The sequence below is a fragment of the Aeromicrobium sp. genome (assembly GCF_032084975.1).
Taxonomy (GTDB): Bacteria; Actinomycetota; Actinomycetes; order Propionibacteriales; family Nocardioidaceae; genus Aeromicrobium.
The window spans coordinates 2,817-4,514 of the sequence record NZ_DAMDLR010000127.1 but is presented as its reverse complement, the minus strand read 5'-3'; the positions used below and the strand labels follow the sequence as shown (position 1 = coordinate 4,514).

The following is a 1,698-nucleotide window of genomic DNA, read 5'->3' as shown; positions in this document are numbered from 1 at the left end:
TCCACCGCACCGCCGGCACCGACACCCACCACCACACCGACGCCCACGAACGCCTCCAACAACTCGAAGACTGATCCACAGGGCGATGACCGCCCGCGTCTTCGTCCACAGGCATCGCTCGGTCCCTGTCGCCGGCGCACGGTCCCCGGCAGGCTCGTCGCATGACAGACGCCGACAACACAGGTGCCGACAATCGGGTGCTGCTGCGCGGCCGCGTCGCTGACGTGGCCGAGCAGCGCATCCTGCCCAGCGGGGACGAGATCGTCTCCTTCCGGTTGATCGTGGACCGCAGCGCCGCGGCGAAGCGGCGCTCTCGCCAACTGGTCGACACGTTCGACTGCTCGGCGTGGACCGCACGACTGCGGACGAAGGCGATGAAGCTGCAGCCGGGCGACCGGATCGAGGTCAGCGGCGAGCTGCGGCGTCTCTTCTCCAGCCGCGGGGGAGGGCTCTCGAGTCGGGTGTTCGTGGACCTCGGGTCCCTCAGTCGGCTGCGTGACGCCCCGGTAGCCTCGACGACATGACCTTGGCCGCGACCGAGGGCGCGCTCGTCGACGCCCATGATGCGGTCCTGTTGGATCTCGATGGTGTCGTCTACCGCAGTCACGCCGCGGTCCCGGGGGCCGTCGAGGCGCTCACCAGCGTGGGCGACACGCGGCTGGCCTACCTGACGAACAACGCCAACCGGCGCCCCGAGACTGTCGCCGAGCACCTGCAGCAGCTGGGACTCCCCGCCGAGGTCGAGGACATCATCACCTCGGCCCAGGCGATCGCTGGTGTGATGGCGCGTGACCTGCCCCGGGGCAGCGCGGTGCTGACCGTCGGCGGCGAGGGTCTGCACACTGCTCTGACCGAACGCGGTCTCGTGCCGGTCGCCGACCGGCATGGCGCGCGCATCGCCGCCGTCGTGCAGGGTTACGCTCCCGCGATCGGCTGGACGGACCTGGCGGAGGCGGCCTACGCGATCCAGGCGGGGGCGCCCCACTACGCGAGCAACACCGACCTCACGATCCCGACGTCCGACGGCATCGCGCCCGGGAACGGCGCGCTCGTGCACGCCGTCCAGTTGGCCACCGGCGTCCAGCCGGTGATCGCCGGCAAGCCGTTCGCCCCGCTGTTCGAGGAGACGATGGCGCGCCTGGACTCGCGGTCTCCGCTGATGGTGGGTGATCGGCTGGACACCGACATCCGCGGTGCCCGCAGCGCGGGGATCCTCTCGCTGTGCGTCCTCACGGGCGTCAACAGCCTCGCCGACGTCGTCGCCGCCGATCCGCAGGACCGGCCCGACTTCATCGGCGCCGACCTGGCGTCCCTGCACGAGACCCATGCCGAGGTCGTCGTCGAGGGCGACCGGGCTCACTGCGGCGAGGCCACCGCCGAGCTCGACGGCGATCGCGTCCGGGTGACCTCCGGTGCCGGGACCACGGCGGCCCTGCGGGCGGTTGTGGCGCTGGGCTGGGCGTGCCGCGACGAATCAGGCCGTGCCGTCACCGTCGATGAGACAATCGACGCATGACGACCGAACCGTCCGACGTGGTCGAAACGCCCGCCGGCTCGCCGATCGAGTCCGCCGTCGCCGAGCTCGACGGGCTCGCAACGCTGCCGGTCGAGGATCACCCGGCCGTCTTCGAAGGCATCCACCGCGTGTTGCGCGACCAGCTCGCCGGGACCCCCGGCGCGCACGCGTGACCCGATGAG

3 protein-coding genes are annotated in these 1,698 nt (G+C 71.6%); all 3 read left to right on the top strand.

Translation table 11 applies throughout. The features are described from left to right. Window positions 1–161 precede the first annotated feature (161 nt). Genes RT323_RS16095 through RT323_RS16085 form a run of 3 tightly spaced genes read left to right on the top strand, consistent with a single transcriptional unit; the run spans window position 162 to window position 1,689 of the window. Window positions 162–524, top strand: a complete 363-nt coding sequence (locus RT323_RS16095) for a single-stranded DNA-binding protein (protein ID WP_313410239.1) — start codon at window positions 162–164, stop codon at window positions 522–524. Continuing rightward, window positions 521–1,516, top strand: coding sequence for an HAD-IIA family hydrolase (locus RT323_RS16090; RefSeq protein WP_313410238.1), 996 nt, complete (start codon window positions 521–523; stop codon window positions 1,514–1,516). Before RT323_RS16095 ends, RT323_RS16090 begins: the two co-directional genes overlap by 4 nt. Further along, window positions 1,513–1,689, top strand: coding sequence for a hypothetical protein (locus RT323_RS16085; RefSeq protein WP_313410236.1), 177 nt, complete (start codon window positions 1,513–1,515; stop codon window positions 1,687–1,689). Before RT323_RS16090 ends, RT323_RS16085 begins: the two co-directional genes overlap by 4 nt. Window positions 1,690–1,698: the final 9 nt, after the last annotated feature.

Coding starts and splice junctions, on each gene's coding strand:
- RT323_RS16095 (WP_313410239.1), top strand. CDS start 162: ATGACAGACGCCGACAACACAGGTGCCGACAATCGGGTGCTGCTGCGC.
- RT323_RS16090 (WP_313410238.1), top strand. CDS start 521: ATGACCTTGGCCGCGACCGAGGGCGCGCTCGTCGACGCCCATGATGCG.
- RT323_RS16085 (WP_313410236.1), top strand. CDS start 1,513: ATGACGACCGAACCGTCCGACGTGGTCGAAACGCCCGCCGGCTCGCCG.